Raw genomic sequence first — 21,477 nt, forward strand, 5'->3', positions numbered from 1 at the left:
GACCGCGTGCAGTTAGCCTTGCGGCAAATCGCCCGGCTGATCGACGTCGCGCAACACGTTCGGATCGTCGACTTCCACCAGAAGCGGCGCCGCTGTCGCGAAAATGGCCCGCGCTCCGGCGTCGCCGTCCAAGGCGGCGAGCGTCGCGCGGTGCGCCAGGCCGAAGCCGACCGGATGCCCGCGCTGCCCGCGATACATCGGCGCGACGAGCGCCGCGCCCGCATCCAGCGGCCGCGCGACGGCTTCGATCGTCGCGGGCTCGATCCACGGCATGTCGCCGAGCGCGACGATCCATCCTTCCGCTTCGGACGTCGCGCGCACGGCGGCGGCGAGCGTCGCGCCCATGCCGCGCGCGGCGTCCGCGCTGAAGATCACGTCGCAGCCGGCTTCGTTCAGCACGTCCGCGAGCTTCTCGGCGCCCGGCCGCACGACCGCGATCACCTCGGACGCAACGGAAAGCAGCCGCCGCGCGGACTGGAACACGACCGGCGTGCCGCCGGGCAACGTCGCGAGGAGCTTGTTTTGCAGGCCGGAAGGATCGAAGCGGGTGCCGAGGCCCGCCGCCAGCAGGATGCCGGTCGCAGTGGACGAGTAGGTCATCGCGCGGCTCGAAGGACAAGGAAAGCCGATTGTGCAGTGCGACGAGAGGCGGGGCAAGCGCGAAGAAATGCCGCGCCTGACCCCGCCGTGATGCGCCGTTCAGGCGGTGCGTGGCATCACTTTGTCGAGCGTGATCGGCAGATCCCGCACGCGCACGCCGGTCGCGTGATACACCGCATTGCCGATCGCCCCGGCTACGCCCGTGATGCCGATCTCGCCGATTCCCCGCACGCCCAGCGGATTGATGAACGGATCGGGCTTGCCGACGAACGCGATGTCGATCTGTCCGATATCCGCGTTCACCGGCACGTGGTACTCCGCGAGATTGGCGTTGGTGTAGCGGCCATAGCGCGGATCGAGATCGCTCTTTTCCATCAGCGCCGAGCCGACGCCCCACACGATGCCGCCCATCAACTGGCTATGCGCAGTCTTTTCGTTGAGCAGATTGCCGACGTCGTACACGCCGACGATGCGCGGCACGCGAATCGTGCCCAACTCCGCATCGACGTGCACTTCCGCGAACACCGCGCCGAACGAGTGGAACGCGTACTCCTTCTTCTCGTCGCCGGGCTTCGTCGTCGCGATGGCTTCGATCGGCTTGCCGCCGTTGCGCGCGATCACGGCCGCCGCCGGATCGCGCTTGTCCGGGTTCGAGCGGCTCACGACCCAGCCGTTGGCCACGGTCACGTCGTCGCGCGACAGTCCCGCGACGGGCGAGCCGCGGTCGGCAAGCGCCATCGCGATGAGCTGATCGCGCGCCTGTCTGGAGGCCGCCTGCACCGCCGGCGACACGCTCGCGACCGACTGCGAGCCGCCCGAGCCGGGCGCCTTCGGCAGCGACGAATCGCCGAGCGCGAAATTGACGTAGGCGGGCGGAAAGCCGAGCGCGTCCGCCGCCACTTGCGTCATCACCGTGTACGTGCCGGTGCCGAGATCCTGCGTGCCGGCGGCGACCATCGCGGTGCCGTCGGGCAGAATGCGCGCGATCGCGGACGATTCGCTGCGATTGGCCGGATACGTCGCCGTCGCCACGCCCCAGCCGATGAGCGTATTGCCTTCGCGCATCGACCGCGGCGCGGCGCGGCGCTTCGACCAGCCGAACTTCTGCGCGCCTTCCTGATAGCACTCCATCAGCGCCTTGCTGGACCACGGCTTCTTTTCCTGCGGCTCCATGTTCGCGTAGTTCTTGATGCGCAGCGCGAGCGGGTCCATCGCGAGCTGGTACGCCATTTCGTCCATCGCCGTTTCCAGCGCGAACGACCCGCTCATTTCGCCCGGCGCGCGCATGAAGGTCGGCGTGCCGACATCCAGCTTCACGAGCTTGTGCGACGTGGAAAGATTCGGCACCGCGTACGACATGCGCGTGACGATCGCCGAGCTTTCGGTCCAGTCCTCGAATGTCGATGTCGTCGAAATGACGTCGTGGCGCATGCCGGTCATCGTGCCGTCCTCGCGCGCGCTGACCGCGATGCGCTGCTCGGTGAACGGCCGGTTGCCGACCATGCCGAACATCTGCGTGCGATCGAGCACGAGCTTGACCGGCCGCCCCGTCTGCTTCGCGGCCATTGCCGCCAGCACGACATGCGACCACACCGAGCCCTTGCAGCCGAAGCCGCCGCCGACGAACGGGCAGATCACGCGCACGTCGTCCTCCGGAATGCCGAAGAACTTCGCCACCGAACTGCGCGCGCCGGAGACGCCTTGCGTCGTGTCGTAGAGCGTGAGCTTCGGGCCGTCCCAGCGCGCGAGCGTCGCGTGCGGCTCCATCGGATTGTGATGCTCGATAGGCGTCGTGTAGACCGTGTTCAGCCGCGTCGGACCCTGACGCAGGCCGGCGTCCACGTCGCCGCGCTGCGTCGTGATCGCGCGGCCCATCATCTTTTGCGGCTGATACGCCGTGGGCCTCGCGCGGTCGAAATCGGCGTTCGGCGTGGCGGCGTCATAGCGAATATCGACGAAACGCGCCGCGCCCTGCGCATGTTCGAGCGTATCCGCGACGACGACGGCCACCGGCTCGTTGCTGTAGCGCACGTCGTTGGTTTGCAGAAGCGACAGGCCGCGAATTGCGGGCGGCTGCGCGTCGGGCTTGCCGCTGTGCGGCAGGCGCATCGCGTTGCGGTACGTCATCACGAAGAGCACGCCGGGCATGGACTGCGCGCGGCTCGCGTCGATCGACGCAATGCGGCCTTTCGCCACCGTGCTCGTGATGAGCACCGCGTGCGCGAGCTTGGCCTCGCTGTTGTCGCCGCTGTAGCGCGCCTGACCCGTGACCTTCAGCACGCCGTCCGTGCGATCCATCGGTTGACCGATGACACTCATGCGACACCTCCTGCGACGTTTCCTGCTTGTTGAACGGCGCGTACGATCGCCCGCTGCGCGAGCGTCACCTTGAACGCGTTGTCGCGTCGCGGTTGCGCGCCCTGCACCGCAAGCGCGGCGGCGCTTTGCAGCGTGGCGGCCTCGAGCGTCTTGCCGACGAGCGCCGCCTCGGTCTCGCTCGCGCGCCACGGCTTGTGCGCGACGCCGCCGAGCGCGATGCGCGCGGTCCTGACCGTGTTGCCGTCCATCTGCAACGCGGCCGCCACCGAGACGAGCGCAAACGCGTAGCTCGCCCGATCGCGGATCTTCAGATACTTCGAGTGGTCGGCGAAGAGCGGCGGCGGCAGATCGACGGCGGTGATCAGCTCGCCCGGTGTCAGCGTCGTATCGAGGTCGGGCCGGTCGCCCGGCAGCCGATGAAACTCCGCGAACGGAATGACTCGCTCGCCGTTCGGGCCGGTCACGCGCACGGCGGCATCGAGCGCGGCGAGCGCCACGCTCATGTCCGACGGATTCGTCGCGATGCACTGATTGCTCGCGCCGAGAATCGCGTGAATGCGCGTGTTGCCGTCGAGCGCGGCGCATCCGCTGCCCGGCGCGCGCTTGTTGCACTGGGGAAAGCCGGTGTCGTAGAAGTAATAGCAGCGCGTGCGCTGCATCAGATTGCCGCCGACGGTCGCCATGTTGCGCAGTTGCGCCGACGCGCCCGCGAGCAGCGCCTGCGACAGCAGCGGATACCGCTCGCGCACCCACGTGTGATTGGCGGCGTCGCTGTTGCGCACGAGCGCGCCGATGCGCAGGCCGCCGTCCGGCAACGGCGTCACGCCGCCGAGGCCGTCGATATGCGTGATATCGACGAGCCGCGCCGGGCGCGCGACGCCGTTTTTCATGAGATCGAGCAGGTTCGTGCCGCCGCCGATGAACACCGTACCCGGCTGGCCGCCCGCCTTCACCGCCGAGCCGATGTCGGCGGCGCGCTGATAGGAGATCGCGTCCATGTCGTCTCCTTAACTGCGCGTCGAAGCGACGGTCTTCACCGCCGCGACGATGTTCGGGTACGCGCCGCAGCGGCAGATGTTGCCGCTCATGCGCTCGCGGATTTCGTCGTCCGAGAGTTGCGGCGGGCGAAAGCGCACGTCGGCGGTGGCGGCGCTCGCGTCGCCATTGCGGTATTCGTCGATCAGCGCCGTCGCCGAACACAACTGACCCGGCGTGCAGTAGCCGCACTGGAAGGCGTCTTTTTCGATGAACGCCTGTTGCAGCGGACTCAGGCTGTCGGCGGCGGGCGCAAGGCCTTCGACGGTCGTCACGCTTTCGCCCTCGTGCATGACGGCGAGCGTGAGACACGAATTGATCCGCCTGCCGCCGACGATGACCGTGCACGCGCCGCACTGTCCGCGGTCGCAGCCTTTCTTCGTGCCGGTGAGGCCCGCGTATTCACGCAACGCGTCGAGCAGCGTGGTGCGCGCTTCGACTTGCAATTCGTACGGATGACCGTTGATGGTCAGCTTGACCGGCATGACCGGCGCGGCGGATGGCGGCATCGGCGTGGTTGCCTGCGCGTCCGCTTGCTGCGAGCCGGCTTGCTGCGCGTGCGCAAGCGGCGTCGCGGTCACGGCCGCTGCCGCCGCGGCCGATTGAAGAAAACGCCTGCGCGACGGCTTTTGCACCGCGTCGTCGACGGGAGGTGAAGCTTTATTGACTGGAGACATGGCGAAAGAAGGCTCCTCGCTCGTTCGGAAGGGCGTCGTCCGGCTCGGGTCTTCGTAGGCTGATCGCTCGCGGCCGACGCGACTTTCGGCCGATGAGCGCCGGTGCCCGGGTCCGCGCGGCGCAAGGTGTCTGCGAGCCGATGCGCAGTCGACTGTAAGGCGACCGAACGTTCGGCAATTCGCGACCGCATGGTTATGCAAGTCGGGTGCCACGGCTTGTCGCGCGGGCGTTCTGTCGTGGATTGGTCCGAGCGCCGCGCGTAAATCCTGCATCGGCGAGTAAATCCGCGTTCGCCTCGCGCTTGCCATCGTTTCGGTATTTGTCAGGAACGAGGCCGCACTTTGTGACGTTTTCTCGGCTGCGCACGTCGCACAATCGCGTGAAGTCCGCTCCGAATTCGTCCATGACAGCCGACGCCGATCGCTATCACGCCGCCTTTTCCCACTATTCGAACGCCCGCTTCGACGACGCGCTCGCGCTGCTCGCGTCGATGCTTGCGCGCTGTCCCGCGACGAGCGAAGTGCTGAACCTCGCGGCGATGTGCGCGTTCCGTGCCGATCGTCATGAACTCGCCGATGCTTATTGGCAACGTGCGATGGAGGAGCACCCGAACGACGCGGGTTCGTACAGCAACTTCGCGAGCGCGCTGACGGCGCGCGGCCGCCTGAGCGACGCGCAGGCGCTCTATCGCCGGGCGATCGAACTGCGGCCGGATTTCGTCGAAGCGCATTACAACCTCGCGAACGTGTCGCAGAAACTCGGCCATAACGACGAAGCCGAAGCGTCCTTCCGAGAGGCGCTGCGCCTGAAACCGGAGTTCGCGGAAGCGCATCTGAACCTCGCGGTGCTACTCGCGCACGCGCGCCGCCTGCCCGAAGCGGAGGCGGCGTATCGGCAGGCGCTGGCCGCGCGGCCCGGCTACGCGGAAGCGCACAACAACCTCGGCAATCTGCTGAAAGACGCCGGCCGGTTCGATGAAGCCGTGGCGCACCTTCGGCAGGCCGTCGCCGCTCGTCCGGACTGGGCGGACGCGCATTTCAATCTCGGCAACGCGCACAACGCGCAAGGATCGCTCGGCGATGCCCGCAGCGCCTACCGGAACGCCCTCGCGCTGCGTCCGGATTTCGCCGCCGCGTTGAACAATCTCGGCGGCGTGCTGGACGCGCTCGGCTGCCTGAAGGACGCCGAAGCGGCGTATCGGCGGGTGCTTGCCATCGAGCCGGATTCGGCGGACGCGCACTGCAATCTGGCGAACGTGATTTATCGCGATGTCGCGCTCGGCCGTCGCGAGCGATTGGCGGAAGCCGAAGCGTCGTATCGCCGCGCGCTGGCGCTTCGGCCGGGCTTTGGCGCCGCGTTGATCAATCTCGGCAATCTGCTGCGCGAGGACAACGCGCGTTCGGCGGAGGCGCAGGCCGTGTTCCGCGAGGCCCTGCGCGTCGATCCCGAATCGGCCGATGCGCGGCTCAATCTCGCGACGACGCTCCTGCGCGCGGGAGACTTCGAGCAAGGATGGGCTTGCTTCGAAGCCCGCTACGACGCGCGTCTCTCGCAGCGTTCGGTTCATCCGCCGGACGTTCCGTATCCGCGATGGCGCGGCGAACCACTCGCGGGCAAATCGCTGCTCGTGGTCACAGAGCAGGGTTTCGGCGACAGCATCCAGTTCATTCGCTATCTGCCGATGCTTAAGGCGCAAGGCGCGGCAAAGCTGACGGTCGTGTGCCCGCCGACGCTCGCGGCGCTGCTCGAATCCGCCGATGGCGTCGTGCAATGCGTAACCCCCGATGCGCTCGCCGCGCTGCCGCCGCACGACTACTGGTGCTTTCTGATGAGCCTGCCCGCGCGCGCCGGCACGACGCTGGACACGATTCCCCGCGCGACGCCGTATCTGCACGCGAGCGCATCGCGCATCGAGTATTGGAAGCGCCGCTTGCCGGATATGCCGAAGATCGGCATCGCATGGTCGGGCGAGCCCCGCCCGTGGATGCCGGACTCGTTCGGCGCGCTCAGCCGCCGCTGGCTCGACGCGCGCCTGTGCGAGCCGCTTTTCGGCACGCCCGGCGTGACGTTCGTGAGCCTGCAAAAAGGGCCGACCGCGCGCGCCCAGCTTGCCGCGCTGCCCGGCCCGCTGCGCCCGCTCGATCTGATGAACGATGTCGCCGATTTCGCCGATACGGCCGCGATCATCGCGTCACTGGACCTCGTGATTTCCGTGGATACGGCGGTCGCGCATCTGGCCGGCGCGCTCGGCAAGCCGGTGTGGATACTGCTCAACGCGAACGCTTGCTGGCGCTGGCTCGAGGACCGCGCCGACTCGCCGTGGTACCCAACCGCGCGGCTTTTCCGCCAGCGCGCGCCGGGTCAGTGGATCGAGGTGATCGAGCGCGTCGCCGATGCAATCGCCGAATGGCGGCGCCCGGAAGGCGTCACGCCTCGCTCTCCATGATCCGGTCAATCCACCGCGCGTTCTCGCCCGCCGATCCGATGCCCGCGTGCTTGGCCATCGGCACGAAGAAATGCGTGGCGATCGGCAGCTTCGACGTTTCGAGCCAGCTCGTCAGATGCGCTTCCAGCCGCCGCGCGGGCGCCCGCAGTTCCTCGCGCAGCACCGGCGGCAGCTTCTCGAAGTGGCGCATGTCCGTTTGATACGGCTCGGGCGCGACGCACAGCGCGTTCGGGCGGCCCTCGACATCGGCGGGAAGGCGCTCCAGCGCCTGATGCAACAGCGCGACCCCGAGCCCTTCGCCACGCCACGGCTTACGCACTTCCCACTTGCTGATGTAGATCACGCGGTGCGTGCTGTAGATTTCGCAGAGCCGCTCGTGCCCGAGCGCTTCCGTCGATGCCAGCGCGAGCGAGAGCATTTCGCCCGAATAGGTGTCGAGCGTGTAGACGAGGTCGGCGCTCTTCGTGAGCGGCGGCACCTTCACGAGCTTCAGTTCGACCGCGGCCGCGACGATATCGCTGCCCGCTTCGTGAAAGACGGCGAACGCGGTGCCGAGCCGCTCGTCGTCGACTTGCGGATACTCGTGGCGATACGTCATCGTGAAGAGCAGCGGGCCGATTTTCTCGCGATACGCGAGCGGGCGGTCCACGTCGTAGTCGTCGGTGCCTTGCAGGCCGTACGGGTCGTAGTCCCGCTTTTCGCGGCGCTCGCCGCTTTCCAGCGATGACGCGAGCGCGGCGAGCGGCCGGCGCGATTCCGGCACGAGATCTTCCGGCAGCCCTTCCCACGAAAGGCGCAGGAATTCGCGTCCGCCACGGTAATGCGCCTCGAACAGCGACGCCACCGGCTGGCTCGCGACCGGATCGAGGATGCGCTGGGCGCATTCGAGCGCGCGGTCGAGCAACTGATCGGCTTCGGCGGGATCGGGCGCGAGCGGCGGTTCGTCGGCTTGCGGCGTGGCGGGCAATCCTTGCGCGACGCGCGCCTTGTGCGCCAGTTCGAGCCACTCGTCCGCGGCGCGCTCGGCGATGAAGCCCGCCGCGATCCGGTAGCCCGTCAGCACGACCGACTGTCCGGTATCGCCGAGCGGGAACACGTACTCGTCCGACATCGCTTCGTCCACGGTGACGGAGACGAAGGTCTCGCGCGGCAGCGGCGCGTTGGCCGCCGGGTCGAAACGGGTGTGGGACAGGACATGCGCGGCGAGGTCGGACGCGGCGGGACCGAATTCCGAACCCGGCCCGGGAAGCAGCTTCAGAAGAGGTAAGTCGATGATGCCCGATGTGCTCATGAGTGCCGTCTCCGATCGTGAACGGCTATCGTAACAAACCGTGCCACTTCAGGAGAGCGGGCGCAGGACGTGCTTCTCGCTCGACACTTCGACTCGGTGGTGGAGAAACGCGATGAACAGCGAGATTCACGAAGGCGGTTGCGCGTGCGGCGCGTTTCGCTTTCGCGCGAAGGGCACGCCGCGGCGCGTCGCGCTGTGTCACTGCATGACCTGCCGGCGCGTGCACGGCTCGGCGTTCGGCGCCTACGCGATCTTTCCTCGCGATCGAGTGGAGATGAGCGGCGCGCTCAAAACGTGGGAAAGCTCGGAAGACGGGCGGCGGCATTTCTGTCCGGTCTGCGGATCGGTGGCGTATATGGAGTTCGTGAGCCGCCCGGAGGTGGATCTGCCGCTCGGCGCATTCGATGAAACCGGCCTCTTCGAGCCGAGCTACGAGCTTTGGTGCGTGCACCGCGAGCCGTGGCTGCCGAGTGGCGCGCGCTCGGAATACGCCGAGGAACGGACGGCATGATCGCGCGCCGCCGCTGCTTGCGTCCCGAAAGGTGAGCGCCATGCCCGGACGCGAGGGACACATTCGCATCGGCATTTCGGGCTGGCGTTATGCCGGCTGGCGCGGCGTGTTCTACCCGAAGAAGCTCGCGCAGGCGCGCGAACTCGAATTCGCGTCGCGCGCGGTGCAGACGGTCGAGATCAACGGATCGCATTATTCGCTGCAAAGTCTCTCCAGCTGGCGCGCCTGGCATGAAGCCACGCCGGACGGCTTCGTTTTCAGCGTGAAAGGACCGCGCTATCTGACCCACATGCTGCGCTTTCGCGATGAAACGGCCATTCCCGCCATCGCCAATTTCTTCGCTTCGGGCGTGCTCGCGCTCGACGAGAAACTCGGGCCTTTCCTGTGGCAGTTTCCGCCGAACTTCAGTTTCAAGCCCGAATCGTTCGAACGGTTTCTCGAACTCTTGCCGAAGGACACGCAAGCCGCCGCCGCGCTCGCCCAGCAGCACGACACGCGCGTGAAAGAGCCGTGGTTCGAGGCGCGGCGCAAGCGGGCGCTGCGCCATGCCATCGAAATCCGCCATCCGAGCTTCTGCACCGATGCCTTCGTGCGGCTCCTGCGCAAGCATGGCGCGGCGCTCGTCGTATCGGACTCGGTGGCGGACTGGCCGTATGCCGAAGACCTCACGTCCGACTTCATGTATCTGCGGCTGCACGGCACGGAAACGCTGTACGGCGGCGCCTATTCCGACGACGCGCTCGACGGCTGGACGCGGCGCATCCAGCGATGGGCGGCGGGCGGGCAGGTCGAGGACGCGCGGCTCATTTCGACGGCGGCGGCGCGCCGCCGCGCATCGCGCGACGTGTACTGCTACTTCGACAACGACCAGAAAGTGCAAGCGCCTTTCGATGCCCGTCGCTTGATGGAACGTCTCGGCGTGAAACCGGAAAGCGGCGGCTGAAGCGAACTGTAAGCCGGCCGCATCGGGCTATTTCGTGTCCGAATCGAACGGGACACGGATTGTCCCGCCGGAACTGCATTCTTCACTCAACGGTCCGACCCACTGCATCGATTGCATTCGCGTCAGGAAAATAAGACGATAAGCGGCGGGCTTCGCGCGGAAGAAAAAGCGTTGAAAAAGCGATGAGCGAAGCACGCGCGCCGGATGCGCGACAAGCGGCAGGATCGAGAACCTTTGACCTTCAAAGCCTACGAGGAGCATCGATACCATGGCGAAGCAACCGGTTAGCGGCAGCGACAAAACCCATCCCGAGGGCGCGAAGTGCGTCGGCGCGTGCGACCTCGGCGAGCAGATCGAAGTCATCGTCATGCTGCGGCGCAAGGACGAAGCGGGCTTTCGCCAGATGATGGCGCGCATCGACTCGGGCGATGCCCCCGCGCAGTCCGTCACGCGAGACGAATTCGACAAGCGCTTCGGCGCATCCCAGGACGATGTCGAAAAAATCAAGAAGTTTGCCGCAGAGAACGGCCTGACCGTCGTGCGCGCCGAGCGGAGCACGCGCAGCGTCGTGCTCAAGGGCAGCATCGAGCAGTTCCAGAAGGCGTTCGACGTGAAGCTCGAACGCTTCCAGCATCACAACATCGGCGAGTATCGCGGGCGCAGCGGCCCGGTGAACGTGCCGGACGATATCCACGACGCCGTCACCGCCGTGCTCGGCCTCGACAGCCGGCCGCAGGCGCGCCCGCATTTCCGCTTCCGGCCGCCGTTCAAGCCGGCGCGCGGCGTCACGCCGGCATCGTTTTCGCCCGTCGATCTCGCCGCTCTTTACGACTTCCCCGAAGGCGACGGCGCGGGCCAGTGCATTGCGATCATCGAACTCGGCGGCGGCTATCGCGACACGGATCTTTCGGCGTACTTCTCGAAGCTCGGCGTGAAGTCGCCGAAAGTCGTGTCGGTGAGCGTCGACAACGCGAAGAACGCGCCGACCGGCAATCCGAACGGGCCGGACGGCGAAGTGACGCTCGATATCGAGATCGCGGGAGCCATCGCGCCCGGCGCGCGCATCGCGGTGTACTTCGCGCCGAACAGCGACGCCGGTTTCGTCGATGCCGTCAACCGCGCGATCCACGACAACACGAACAAGCCGTCCGTCGTGTCGATCAGCTGGGGCGGGCCGGAGGCCAACTGGACTTCGCAATCCATCAACGCGTTCAACGACGTGCTGCAAAGCGCCGCCGCGCTCGGCGTGACAGTGTGCGCGGCCGCGGGCGACAGCGGATCGTCGGACGGCGTGGGCGACGGCTCGAATCACGTCGATTTCCCGGCGTCCAGCCCGTATGTGCTCGGCTGCGGCGGCACGAGCCTCGCGGCGTCGGCGCAGTCCATCACGCATGAAGTGGTGTGGAACGACGGCGATCAGGGCGGCTCGGGCGGCGGCGGCGTCAGCGCGGTCTTCGCGCTACCCGTGTGGCAGAAGGGCCTGAGCGTCGCGCACACGGGCGGCAAGCACACGCCGCTCTCGAAGCGCGGCGTGCCCGACGTGGCCGGCGACGCATCGCCGCAAACCGGCTACGAAGTCGTGATCGACGGCGAGGAAACCGTCGTCGGCGGCACGAGCGCGGTGGCGCCGCTGTGGGCCGCGCTGATCGCGCGGATCAACGCCATCAATGGCGCGCCGTGCGGCTTCGTCAATCCGAAGCTGTACAAGGCGAAGACCGCGTTTCGCGATATCACGCAGGGCAACAACGGCAGCTTTGCGGCATCGGCGGGATGGGATGCATGCACGGGTTTAGGCAGCCCCAACGGCGGCAAGATCGCCGCCGCGCTCACGCCCGCGAGCGGTCAGACACGGCAGTCGAGCAAGAGTTGAGGGACAACAGTGAACAACAACCACGACGACGATTCTGGAGCGACCACGATGAACTCCGATCCACTGACAACGAAGACGATTCACGGCCACACCGGCACGGGCGTCGCGCCCGATGCGGGCGCCATCGCGCCCCGGCCGGACGAGGCGAGCGAGCCCGCGGCGCAGGAGCACGCGGCGAAGGCGCCCGCCAAAGCGCCCGCCAAGAGCGCGGGCAAGAAGGACCAGCCGTATTTCGATCCGGTCGCCTACGGCAACGGCCCCGACGATTCGGTGGAAGCTACCGAAGCCGACGAAAACGCCGCGATCACGCATCACACGGTGACCATCGGCGGCGAGAAGATCGCGTACACCGCGACCGTCGGCCATCTGGTGACGGTGGACCCGAGCAGCTCGAAGCCGGACGCGAAGATGTTCTACGTCGCGTTCACGAAGGACGGTGCGAAGGAGGAAGAGCGCCCGCTTACGTTCTTCTATAACGGCGGGCCGGGCTCGTCGTCGGTGTTCGTGCTGCTCGGCTCGTTCGGGCCGCGCCGCATCAAGACGGCCATGCCGAGCTTCACGCCGCCCGCGCCGTACGAGATGGAGGACAACCCGGACAGCCTGCTCGACAAGAGCGACCTGATCTTCATCAACCCGGTCGGCACCGGCTATTCCGCGGCGATCGCGCCGAACAAGAACCGCGACTTCTGGGGCGTCGATCAGGACGCCGATTCGATCAAGCAGTTCATCAAGCGTTATCTGACGAAGAACAACCGCTGGAATTCGCCGAAGTTTCTGTTCGGCGAATCGTACGGCACGGCGCGCAGTTGCGTGCTCGCGTACCGGCTGCACGAAGACGGCGTCGATCTGAACGGCATCACGCTGCAATCGTCGATTCTCGACTATCGGCAGGCGGGCAATCCGGTGGGCGCGTTGCCGACGGCCGCCGCCGATGCGTGGTATCACAAGAAGCTCGGCGTCCATCCGACACCGACGAACCTGCTCAACTTCACGGAGGAAGTGGCCGAATTCGCGCGCACGGACTACCTGAACGCGCTGCGCAAGTTCCCGCAGACGGACGACGAAGTGGTCGAAAAGCTCGCGGAATACACGGGCATCGACAAGGTGACGCTACTCGCGTGGAGCCTCGACATCGCCGCTTACGACAGCCGCGGCAACTCGCTGTTCCTGACGACGCTGCTCAAGTCGAAAGGCGAGTCGCTCGGCTCTTACGATGGCCGCGTGACGGCGGTATCGACGGGCATCGCGGGCAAGATCGATCCGAACAGCGGCGGCAACGACCCGACCATGACGGCGGTGAGCGGCGTGTACACGGCGATGTGGAACAGTTACCTGAACGAGCAGTTGAAGTTCACGTCCACGTCTTCGTTCACGGACCTCAACGATCAGGCGTTCATCAACTGGGACTTCAAGCACACCGATCCGACCGGCGAGGAAAAGGGCGTCGACGCGAAGGGCAACGTCGTGCTGTACACGGCGGGTGATCTGGCTGCGGTGATGGCGCTGAACGTGGATCTGAAGGTGCTGGCAGCAAACGGCATGTACGACTTCGTGACGCCGTTCTACCAGACCATCCTCGATCTTCAGCAGATGCCGCTCATCGACAAGACCGTGCGGCAGAACCTCTCGGCGACGTTCTATCCGTCCGGACACATGGTCTATCTGGACGGCGGATCACGCACGCAGCTGAAGGCGGATCTCGCGAAGATGTACAGCGAAGCGACGTCGAACCATGCGGCGATGAGCCGGATCATCGCGCTGCAGAAGGTCACGGCGGACAAGGCGGGCAAGGCGCTTTCGCCGGAGAACGCGCAGTAAGGCGGCGCGTGCCGTTTCGGGTATCGCAACGGCACGCGCGAACGTGTCAAAGGCTCGTTAGCTGTCCGATTGGCGCGTCCTGCGCTTTCTGACACACTAGCTGCACCGCTCGGATTGGGGGTGCAGCGTGTCTCATTCTTCGAGGCCGCAACGCGCGTTGCGCTTTCTGCTCGCTGTCGCATGGCTCCTCGCGGCGCTGACGGCGGGCGCTTCCCATGCCGCCGCGCGGCTCGTGATCGGCGCAGTGCCGGGCATGGTTCCTCCGCTCGATGTCGCCGCAGGCCCGGACGTGGACGCAGACGCCGCGCCGCGCGGCGTCTCCGTCGAGTTCGCGCAGGCGGTGGCCGAATCGCTCGGCATGACGCCGCAATGGCGGCGCTATCCGAATCGCGCCGCGCTCATCGAGGCGCTCTCGCGCGGCGAAATCGACATGGCCACCGGCGCGACCGGCGGCGACCTCGGCGGCCCGCTGCTGCTGTCGCGCCCTTATCTGCCGATCAAGACGGTGATCGTCGAGCCGCTCGCGAAGCACGCGGCGACGCATCGCATGGCGTACGTGGAGACGCAGACATCGCCTGCGCGGCTTGCGGCCGCGTATCCGTCGATGACGCCCGCAGCTTACCCCGACACCGTTTCGGCATTGCTCGCGGTTTCGCTCGGTCAGGCCGATGCGTTCGCCGGCGACGTGACCGCCGCTGCGTACTGCATCGGACACCTCGATTTGCCCGGTCTCGCGGTCACGGGCTTCGCGCCCTTCGACGAGAGCGGCTACAGCTTCGCGTTCGCAGCCGGCCGACCGGACGCACAGGCGCTGGCGCAGCGGGTCGATGCCGCGCTGGCGCGCCTGCCGCCGCGCTTTATGATCGTGGCCCGCGCTCGTTGGGAAGTGGCGATGACCGCAGTTTCGGCAGAGGGCACGCTCGAACTTACGCCCGAGCAGAAGGCGTGGATCGCGGCGCATCCGGTCGTCTATTACTCGATGCTCTCGCACGCGCCGCCGCTCATGTTCCGCGACGCGCGCGGTCAGCCCGCCGGTCTCGCGCCGGACCTGCTCGCGGCCGTCTCGCGCATGACAGGGCTGCGCTTCGAGGCACGCCAGCGTCGCGATATCGCGCGGATCGAACGCGACGTGAAGACGGGCGAATCCGCATTCCTGCCGATCAGCGTGCCGCGCGATCCCGACGACCCGGACTTCGTCGCGTCCGTGCCGTTCGGGGAAGGGCTCGTTGCTATCGTCACGCGGTCGGGCGCGCCGCAGCTCGCCGATGCCGCCGCGCTCGCCGGCAAGCGCGTCGCGCTGCCGTCCGGATACCCGGCGGGGCCGTCGTTGCGCGAACAAGCGCCGGCGGCGCGCATCGTCGATGCCAGTCCGGGCGACGGCCAGCTCGCCGCCGTCGCGAACGGCAAGGCCGACGCGACCGTCCTCGATATGAAGCTCGCCAATTACGCGATCGGCAATCCGTATCGCGGCAGGCTCGCGATCACCGGCGTGTTGTCGTCGAAACCGTCGCCGCACGTGTTTCTCGTCGCGCGCAATCAGCCGGTGTTGCTCGACATTCTGAATCGCGCGATCGCGGCATTGCCGCCGCACGAACTCGAAGCCATTCGCGCGCGCTGGCAGCTTACTGAGCATCCCGAAACGTTGTGGGAGCAAAGGCGTCCGCGCGTGGAACTGGGCGCGGCGCTCGGCGGGGCGCTCGTGCTCGTGCTGGCCGCGTGGGCGGTGTCGCTGCGCGCGCAGATCGTGCGACGCATCGCCGCCGAGAACGCGATGCGGGCCGCCAAGGAGGAAGCCGAGACCGCGAACCGCGCGAAGTCCACCTTCCTCGCGACGATGAGCCACGAAATCCGCACGCCGATGAATGCGGTGCTCGGCCTCATCGAACTGGAACTGCGCGCGCCCGGCAACCGCGACGCAACCGAGCGGTCGCTGCGCACGGCGCATCATGCGGCGCGCGATCTGCTCGGCATGATCGACGATCTGCTCGATGTCGCGAAGATCGAAGCCGAGCGGCTGGTGCTGGCGCCTGCGCCTGTCGAGCTATTTGCGTGGATCGCGAGCGTCGCGGCCATCTACGAGCCGGCGGCGCGGGCGAAGGGCATCGCGCTCGTCGTCGAGCGGCACGGCGAGCGCGACGGCCCGGCGTGGATCGTGGCCGACGCGCAGCGGCTGCGGCAGATCGTCGGCAACCTGCTGTCCAACGCGATCAAGTTCACCGATGCCGGCGCGGTCACGCTGGCCTGCGATGTCGCGCCGCCGCGCGACGGCAAGCGCGCGGTCACGCTGGTCGTGTCCGATACGGGCGTCGGCATTGCGCCGGAGCGGCAGGCGTCGCTCTTCACGCCGTTCGTGCAGGCCCACGACGGCGGCGCGCGGCGCTTCGGCGGCACGGGCCTCGGACTCACCATCTGCAAGCGGCTCGTGTCGATGATGGGCGGCAGCATCGCGTTTGCCAGCACGCCCGGACAGGGAACCCGCTTTACGGTGCGCGCCGCGTTTCCCGAAGCGCAGGAGACGGCGCAGCCACAGGCATCCGAAACGCGCGATTCGGCGCCCGAGGCCGCGTGCGCGCTCAGGGGCTTGCGCGTGCTCGTCGTGGACGATCATCCGGCAAACCGCATGGTGCTCGACGGACAGATCCGGCTGCTCGGCGGTTCGACCGAGCTGGCGGTGGACGGCCGCAGCGCGTTCGCGCGCTGGCGCGACCATCCGGGCGCGTTCGACGTGATTCTCACCGACTGCTCGATGCCCGAGATGAGCGGCGAGGAACTGGCCGAAGCCATCCGCGCCGACGAGGCGACGCACGCGTTCGGCGCACGCGCGACGCCGATTGTCGGACTGACGGCGAATGCGCAGCCCGAAGCGGCCCGGCGGGCAGTGGCGGCGGGCATGACGATGTGCCTCGTGAAGCCGATCGGGCTGGATGCGCTGCGCGATGCGCTGGCGGCTGCGACGGGGATGCATGCGGCGGCGGCCGCGGGAAGCGCGGCCGAGCAGGAAGCTGGATTTGGGCAGACAGGACATATCGCTGAAAGCGAGCGAGGTGGGGTCAGGCCGACCGCGCCCGTGATGTTCGAGCCCACACAAGCCACGACAACGCAGCCGACGCCCCCGCAACCGACCCGCGATGCCACAGGCAACACCGACACCACGCCGCCTTTCGATTCCGCCACGCTCGCCACCTTCGGCGATCAGGCCGCGACGCTGCTCGAAACGCTCCGATCGGCCAACGCGCAGGATCTCGAAGAGGCTCATGCGGCGCGAAACGCGTGCGACCATGAACGCCTGCGCGAGATCGCGCATCGGATGAAGGGCGCGGCGGCGGTCATCGGCGCGGCGCGGTTCAAAGAGACGTGCGTCGCGCTTCAGCGGGACTGCGATCGCGCCATCGACGAAGATCGCAACGGCGAGGACGATGCCTCCATCGATGCATCGTTCGCCGCCTTCGAGCATGCCGCCCTGACGCTCGATGCCGCCCTCGACGCCGCCGTCGCGCGGCCTTCGGTGTGACGATGCGCTTGGCGCGCCGCTTGTCGGTCGTGTGTTCTAATTGAGCCTCCGTTCATCTCGAATTAGCGGCCATGCGTTGGCCGCACGATCAGCTTGCGCGAACGAGGCATGAATCGAAGGGATACATATGCAATCCGTCGTCGTTCGCGCTGCATGGTGCGGGCGGCGGCCTTCGTGCTTCTCGCGCTCATCGCCACGTCCGCGATGTTTCGCACCGATGCGGCGCGCGCGCAGCAGCCGAACTGGCTCGACCCGCACGTCACGCAGGCCACCATCGTCGATACCATCTGCGTGCCCGGTTATGTCGATCGCGTGTTGCCGTCCTTCGAGACGCAGATGCGCCAGAAGGAACGGCTCTTAAAGCAGCGAAGCATCGACGCTTCCTTCGCGTCGGAGTATGCGCTCGATCATCGGATGCCGGTTCTGCTCGGCGGCTCGCCGAATTCGCCCGCCAATCTGGATGTGCGCCGGTGGGAAGGGCGCGACGGCCAGCGTCGCAAGGAGCGGCTCGCGGTTTATCTCAAGCGTTGCGTGTGTACCGGCGATATGACGCTCAAGGCCGCGCAGTCGGCTATGGCGGGGGATTGGGCGAATCTCTTTCCGAATCTTTCTAGTATGTCGTGTCAGGGGTTTTGACGAGGTAGGAGGAGCGCGGGGCGCGCAGAGCGCGGAACGCAGGACACAGGACACAGGACGCTGAAGGCCGGACGCGGAAACGCCAAACGCCAAACGCCAAACGCCAAAGGCCAAACGCCAAAGGCCAAACCAAAGGCCAAAGGCCAAAGGCCAAAGGCCAAAGGCCAAAGGCGGAAGGCCGAAGGGCCAAACGTCGACTGCCGACTTCCGCCTTCCGCCTTCCGACTGCCGACTGCCGACTGCCGACTGCGACTGCCGACTGCCGACTGCCGACTGCCGAACGCGAAAGGAGCACGCCAAACGCCAAACGCCAAACGCCAAACGCCAAACGCCAAACGCCAAACGCCAAACGCCAAACGCCAAACGCCAAACGCCAAACGCCAAACGCCAAACGCAAAACGCAAAACGCCAAACGCCAAACGCCAAACGCCAAACGCCAAACGCCAAACGCCAAACGCAAAACGCAAAACGCAAAACGCCAAACGCCAAACGCCAAACGCCAAACGCCAAACGCCAAACGCTGAACGCTGAACGCCAAACGCCAAACGCTGAACGCTGAACGCTGAACGCTGAACGCTGAACGCTGAACGCTGAACGCTGAACGCTGAACGCAAAACGCTGAACGCAAAACGCTGAACGCAAAACGCTGAACGCAAAACGCTGAACGCAAAACGCTGAACGCAAAGCGCTGAACGCAAAACGCTGAACGCAAACGCAAACGCAAAACGCAAAACGCAAAACGCAAAACGCAAAACGCAAAAGGCAAAAGGCAAAAAAAGGCAAAAGGCAAAAGGCAAAAGGCAAAAGGCAAAAGGCAAAAGGCAAAAGGCAAAAGGCAAAAGGCAAAAGGCAAAAGGCAAAAGGCAAAAGGCAAAAGGCGGAGTGCCAAATGCAATGCAAAACGCCGAATGCAAGATCGCGCACGCGGGCACCACCCGCCACTCATTTAACGGCGAGCGCGACGCGCATGGCCAGTTGCTAGCCGACAACCACGAACCACAAACCACGAACCACGAACCACGAACCACGAACCACGAACCACGAACCAAGAACCAAGAACCAAGAACCAAGAACCAAGAACCAAGAACCAAGAACCAAGAACCAAGAACCAAGAACCAAGAACCAAGAACCAAGAACCAAGAACCAAGAACCAAGAACCAAGAACCAAGAACCAAGAACCAAGAACCAAGAACCAAGAACCAAGAACCAAGAACCAAGAACCAAGAACCAAGAACCAAGAACCAAGAACCAAGAACCAAGAACCAAGAACCGCGAGCGGTCCGTGAGCCGCGCGCCGAGAACCGAGAACCGAGAACCGCGAGCCGGTAGCCGTGCACTGCGAGCCGTGCATTGCCGCACTTGCACTCCGCCATCGCGCATTTCTCCAATCGCGCAGCTACCGCCGGAACAGACCTTGCTCCTTCGATGGGACGAACTAAACATCACAGCGAAGCCGGTGCCATCCCAAACACCGGCTTTTTTGTCGATGCGCGTTCGTGCGGTGGACGGTCCGGCAAACCGTCCGTGGTCGAGACTCAAGCGGATCATTTATGCGGCACGAAGGAAACAACGAGACGCCAATGGGCGCACGAATCATCGGGGTCGCGGCACTGATCGCACTATTCGCCTGCATGCCGCAAGCTCGCGCGGAAAGCGCGTCGTCGGGGTCGGTTGTGCAAGGGCGGGTCGCGCCTGCGCCAGTACCGCCCGCGCCGCCTTTTCTGCGTGGCGCCAGTGCGCCACAGGCCGCGAGCGCGCCGCCTCGCGCGTTGCCCGCGATGCCGGTCCCAATGACACCGCAAGGAGCATCGGCGGCGTTAGCCCGATCGAGTGCATCGGCAGCAAGCGGGGCATCAGCCGAACGCGGAGCATCGGCAGCAAGCTGGGCATCGTCAGCAAACAAGGCATCAATGGCACGCAAAGCATCGGCTGAAAGCGGACCGTCAGCGATTAGCGGTGCATCGGCAGCAAGCGGGGCATCAGCGGCAAGCGAAGCATCCGCAGCAAGCGAAGCCTCCGCTGCCTCCGCAGCATCATCAGCCGAAGCCGCCTCCGCCGCCGAAGCCGCATCCGAAGCCGCCGCGCCCGAAGTCCCGCTTCCGCCCGAGCCGCCCGAGCCGAACGTCGCGCAGCGCACCGGCCTTCCGGCGACGGGCGCGTACGCGATGCGTCAGACGTTCGCGAGAGAAGTCGATCGCCGCCTGAACGTGCCGCTCGCCGCACAGCAGGCCTATGCACGCCTCCTGCAAAACGCGCTCGACGAACACGGCCACGGCGATCTCGCGAAGGAGTTCGTCGTGCTCGTCGATCGCGGTGAGAACGTACAGGCGCTCTTCGTCTACTTTCGCGCGAAGCCGGGCGATGCCTGGTCGATGATCGGCGCATCGCCCGTATCGACCGGACGGCCCGGCACATACGACCACTTTCTGACGCCGCTCGGCGTGTTCCAGCACGTCCCCGGCAACATGGACTTCCGCGCCGAAGGCACGCAGAACGAATACAAAATTCGCGGCTACGGCGCGCGAGACATGCGCATCTACGACTTCGGCTGGGCCGATGGCGAACGCGGCTGGGGCAAAGGCGGCGTCTCGCCGATGCGCTTCCAGATGCACGCCACCGATCCGGAAAAGCTCGAGCCGCTACTTGGCATGCAGCATTCAAAAGGCTGCGTGCGCATTCCGTCGACGCTCAACACGTTTTTCGATCACCACGGCATCCTCGATGCGCAGTACGAAGCGCGCGCGGCCGAAGGGGAATCCATGTGGGTGTTGAGGTCCACGCGGCAGACGACGCCGTGGGCGGGGCATTACCTCGTCGTCGTCGATAGCGGCGCGAAGGCGCGGCCCGCGTGGGCGCCCGGACCGGGCAAGGCGGCGCGGGCACGTACGCCGGTGGGCGCGAATTCCGTCGACTGAACGCGGCGAACGCTACTTCGACCGCGCGAGCACCACGCCCGCCAACGCGACGGCGAACCCTGCCAATTGCAGCGCGCCGAGCGTCTCGCCGAACGCGAGATAGCTCATCAGCGCGGCGAGCGGCGGCGCGAGAAAGAGCAGGGCCGTCGCGCGCGACGCGTCCCCACGCCGGACCATCCACACGAGCAGCGTCGTCGCAACGCCCGAGAGCATGAGCACGCCCCACGCGATGCACGCCCACGTCGTTATCGTCGGAATGAAGCGGTGTTCGCCGAGCGCCAGCGCGAGCACCGCCGCGACGATGGCCGCGCCCGCGTTTTGCAGCGCGCTCGCGCTACGGATGTCGGCGCTCGCAAGCGATGTCTTCTGATACAGCGTGCCCGCGGTGATCGCGAAAACGGAGACCACCGCGACCGTCACGACGAGCCATTGCGGCGCGGCGTTCGCGATATGCGCCGCCGGCGCGCCGCTTTGCGCGAGCTTCGGCGCGAGAACGAGCGCGACGCCCGCGAGACCCACGAGCAGCCCGCTCCACGATCGCGCTGAAAGCCGCTCGCCGAACACGCGCGCCGCGATAGCCGCTGTGAGAAGCGGCTGAAGCGCGCCCAGCAACGCCATCACGCCGACGCCCAGACCTTGCGCCACCGCCCAGTAGCCCGCGCCGAGATACACGCCTTGCAGCAGCGCGCCCGCGAAGAGATGCCGCGCGGCATCGCGTGCATTCGGCCATGCCACGCGAGCGGCGAGCGCCAGCACGACGAACAGCAGCGCCGTGCCGCAAAAGCGCGCGAGCAGATACAGATTCGGGTCGACGTAAGGCGTGATCGCCCGCGCGACGATAAAGCCCGTCGACCATAGAAACACGAATACGGGCGCGATGAGCAAGGAGAGCATGAGCGAGTGT

At 66.5% G+C, this 21,477-nt stretch carries 16 protein-coding genes; 9 read left to right on the forward strand and 7 right to left on the reverse strand.

Going from position 1 to position 21,477, the window contains the following annotated elements; genetic code table 11:
- Positions 1 to 12: 12 nt before the first annotated feature.
- The 4 genes from JYK05_RS15250 to JYK05_RS15265 form a co-directional block, all read right to left on the reverse strand.
- Complete coding sequence (locus JYK05_RS15250) at positions 13 to 600, reverse strand: NTP transferase domain-containing protein (RefSeq protein ID WP_206469265.1); 588 nt, start codon at positions 598 to 600, stop codon at positions 13 to 15.
- Positions 601 to 699: 99 nt separating this feature from the next.
- Entirely contained in the window at positions 700 to 2,919 is a 2,220-nt protein-coding gene (locus tag JYK05_RS15255) for a xanthine dehydrogenase family protein molybdopterin-binding subunit (protein ID WP_206469267.1), read from the reverse strand.
- Positions 2,916 to 3,917, reverse strand: coding sequence for a xanthine dehydrogenase family protein subunit M (locus JYK05_RS15260; RefSeq protein WP_206469269.1), 1,002 nt, complete (start codon positions 3,915 to 3,917; stop codon positions 2,916 to 2,918). The genes JYK05_RS15255 and JYK05_RS15260 overlap by 4 nt, the downstream gene beginning before the upstream one ends.
- 9 nt (positions 3,918 to 3,926) lie before the next feature.
- Positions 3,927 to 4,631, reverse strand: coding sequence for a 2Fe-2S iron-sulfur cluster-binding protein (locus tag JYK05_RS15265; protein WP_206469271.1), 705 nt, complete (start codon positions 4,629 to 4,631; stop codon positions 3,927 to 3,929).
- Between the two features lie 404 nt (positions 4,632 to 5,035).
- Here JYK05_RS15265 and JYK05_RS15270 point away from each other — a divergent pair, with 404 nt between their 5' ends.
- Positions 5,036 to 7,078 (forward strand): tetratricopeptide repeat protein, encoded by a 2,043-nt coding sequence (locus JYK05_RS15270; RefSeq protein WP_241269976.1) that lies wholly within the window; start codon positions 5,036 to 5,038, stop codon positions 7,076 to 7,078.
- On the opposite strand, the gene JYK05_RS15275 is transcribed toward JYK05_RS15270, so the two are convergent.
- Positions 7,059 to 8,369: an inositol monophosphatase gene (locus JYK05_RS15275; RefSeq protein WP_206469273.1), complete on the reverse strand. Its 1,311-nt coding sequence runs from the start codon at positions 8,367 to 8,369 to the stop codon at positions 7,059 to 7,061. The genes JYK05_RS15270 and JYK05_RS15275 overlap by 20 nt on opposite strands.
- A gap of 112 nt (positions 8,370 to 8,481) precedes the next feature.
- Here JYK05_RS15275 and JYK05_RS15280 point away from each other — a divergent pair, with 112 nt between their 5' ends.
- The 6 genes from JYK05_RS15280 (at position 8,482) to JYK05_RS15305 (ending at position 17,658) form a co-directional block, all read left to right on the forward strand.
- Positions 8,482 to 8,880 (forward strand): GFA family protein, encoded by a 399-nt coding sequence (locus JYK05_RS15280; protein WP_206469275.1) that lies wholly within the window; start codon positions 8,482 to 8,484, stop codon positions 8,878 to 8,880.
- Positions 8,881 to 8,920: 40 nt separating this feature from the next.
- Entirely contained in the window at positions 8,921 to 9,823 is a 903-nt protein-coding gene (locus tag JYK05_RS15285; protein WP_241269977.1) for a DUF72 domain-containing protein, read from the forward strand.
- 268 nt (positions 9,824 to 10,091) lie between these two features.
- Positions 10,092 to 11,693, forward strand: a complete 1,602-nt coding sequence (locus tag JYK05_RS15290) for a protease pro-enzyme activation domain-containing protein (RefSeq protein ID WP_206469278.1) — start codon at positions 10,092 to 10,094, stop codon at positions 11,691 to 11,693.
- A 48-nt stretch (positions 11,694 to 11,741) separates the two neighbouring features.
- Entirely contained in the window at positions 11,742 to 13,511 is a 1,770-nt protein-coding gene (locus JYK05_RS15295) for a peptidase S1 (protein WP_241269978.1), read from the forward strand.
- Positions 13,512 to 13,638: 127 nt separating this feature from the next.
- Complete coding sequence (locus JYK05_RS15300) at positions 13,639 to 17,022, forward strand: ATP-binding protein (RefSeq protein ID WP_241269979.1); 3,384 nt, start codon at positions 13,639 to 13,641, stop codon at positions 17,020 to 17,022.
- 108 nt (positions 17,023 to 17,130) lie between these two features.
- Entirely contained in the window at positions 17,131 to 17,658 is a 528-nt protein-coding gene (locus JYK05_RS15305) for a hypothetical protein (protein ID WP_206469282.1), read from the forward strand.
- Here the strand turns inward: JYK05_RS15305 and JYK05_RS15310 are convergent.
- Complete coding sequence (locus tag JYK05_RS15310; protein WP_206469284.1) at positions 17,646 to 18,917, reverse strand: hypothetical protein; 1,272 nt, start codon at positions 18,915 to 18,917, stop codon at positions 17,646 to 17,648. The genes JYK05_RS15305 and JYK05_RS15310 overlap by 13 nt on opposite strands.
- Positions 18,918 to 19,072: 155 nt before the next feature.
- On the opposite strand from JYK05_RS15310, the gene JYK05_RS26715 reads away from it, so the two are divergent.
- Together JYK05_RS26715 and JYK05_RS15320 are read left to right on the forward strand one after the other, a co-directional pair.
- Complete coding sequence (locus JYK05_RS26715; RefSeq protein ID WP_206469286.1) at positions 19,073 to 19,591, forward strand: hypothetical protein; 519 nt, start codon at positions 19,073 to 19,075, stop codon at positions 19,589 to 19,591.
- Complete coding sequence (locus JYK05_RS15320; protein ID WP_371826447.1) at positions 19,569 to 20,573, forward strand: L,D-transpeptidase; 1,005 nt, start codon at positions 19,569 to 19,571, stop codon at positions 20,571 to 20,573. The genes JYK05_RS26715 and JYK05_RS15320 overlap by 23 nt, the downstream gene beginning before the upstream one ends.
- 12 nt (positions 20,574 to 20,585) lie before the next feature.
- On the opposite strand, the gene JYK05_RS15325 is transcribed toward JYK05_RS15320, so the two are convergent.
- Entirely contained in the window at positions 20,586 to 21,467 is an 882-nt protein-coding gene (locus JYK05_RS15325) for a DMT family transporter (RefSeq protein WP_206469288.1), read from the reverse strand.
- Positions 21,468 to 21,477 lie beyond the last annotated feature (10 nt).

This window comes from Caballeronia sp. M1242, from assembly GCF_017220215.1.
Classification (GTDB): domain Bacteria; phylum Pseudomonadota; class Gammaproteobacteria; order Burkholderiales; family Burkholderiaceae; genus Caballeronia.